The following is a 1,026-nucleotide window of genomic DNA, read 5'->3' as shown; positions in this document are numbered from 1 at the left end:
AGCGCAAGGTCATCAAGTACAATCACCTCGTCGCCAATATGGTGATCCTGTACAACGTACAGTGGATGTCGCGCAGGATCAGGGAACTGCAGGAAGATGGGCATCCGGTTGATGCCGATGTGCTCAGGGTACTGTCGCCTTACCGGCGGGAGCATATCAACCGGCTCGGAGACTATGTGCTCGATCTCAAACGACGTGTTACACCACTTGATCCAACGATCAATTTTACTTTCAAATCAGCAGCTTAGACCGAGATGTGGCGGATTTTTAACGAATCACGGCCAACCCTGAGAATGCCCAGCTCAAGAGCAAAGACAAGGGCGGCCTCACTTTGAAGGTGAGCGAGAAAGGCGGGCTTTCTCTGTACGGTATGGGCCGGTTTCCGGTCACGCTCTACAAAGAACAATTTCTCCGCATCCTGGCACGTGCGCCGGAGATCGAGGCGTTCATCCGCGAAAACGACTCCAAGCTGAAGACGAAGGAGTAGGGCTTTGAAGAAAGGGGTCCAGACCGCACTATGCTGTCCCTGCGGGAATGAGAAGATCCTCGCCCTGGGCCTCTGCGCGACCTGCTACACGCTGAAACGGCAGGATGCCGAGTATTTCGGGGGCCTGCGAGAGCTGGTCTTAGAGCGTGATCGATACGCCTGTAGGGTGTGCGGTGATCCCGATCCCGGCGTCCACCATCGGGAGCCGGGCAAGTCAGTTATGCATCTGATGATCGCTCTCTGTGCGGGGTGTCACGCGAAGGTCCACCGGACGAAGGTCGTCCTTACGGAGTTTCCGCCGCTTCTGCTGGTTCTGTGGCGAGAGCAGCACCCCGAAGGCCACGAACAGACGTACCTTGATTTCAACGTTCGCAATCCACCGGCTCAGAGTGTGCCACTGAACTGTGAACCCGCCAAAGAAGATGGTGCTATCGAAGCTGGGGAAAACCCAACATTGACACTGGTGGCGAATTCAGACGGCATGAAATTGGAGAGCTGCGAAGTGGGAACAGCGCGTGTGGGCAAGCGGCGTCCCGTTT

The 1,026-nt window shown here is 56.2% G+C and carries 3 protein-coding genes; all 3 read left to right on the top strand.

Features of this window, described 5'->3' with window-relative positions:
* Positions 1 to 248, top strand: a 248-nt coding sequence (locus tag Q363_RS31770; RefSeq protein WP_035358820.1) for a Tn3 family transposase, incomplete at its 5' end; no start/stop codon positions are given.
* Between the two features lie 89 nt (positions 249 to 337).
* On the top strand, positions 338 to 487 hold the full coding sequence (locus Q363_RS43530) for a hypothetical protein (RefSeq protein WP_211256476.1): 150 nt from the start codon (positions 338 to 340) through the stop codon (positions 485 to 487).
* A gap of 4 nt (positions 488 to 491) precedes the next feature.
* On the top strand, positions 492 to 1,026 hold a 535-nt coding region (locus Q363_RS45115), incomplete at its 3' end, for an HNH endonuclease (RefSeq protein ID WP_064742768.1).

The organism is Edaphobacter aggregans DSM 19364 (genome assembly GCF_000745965.1).
Taxonomy (GTDB): Bacteria; Acidobacteriota; Terriglobia; order Terriglobales; family Acidobacteriaceae; genus Edaphobacter; species Edaphobacter aggregans.
The sequence above is the reverse complement of the archived record's forward strand: the minus strand, read 5'-3'. Positions and strand labels throughout refer to the sequence as shown.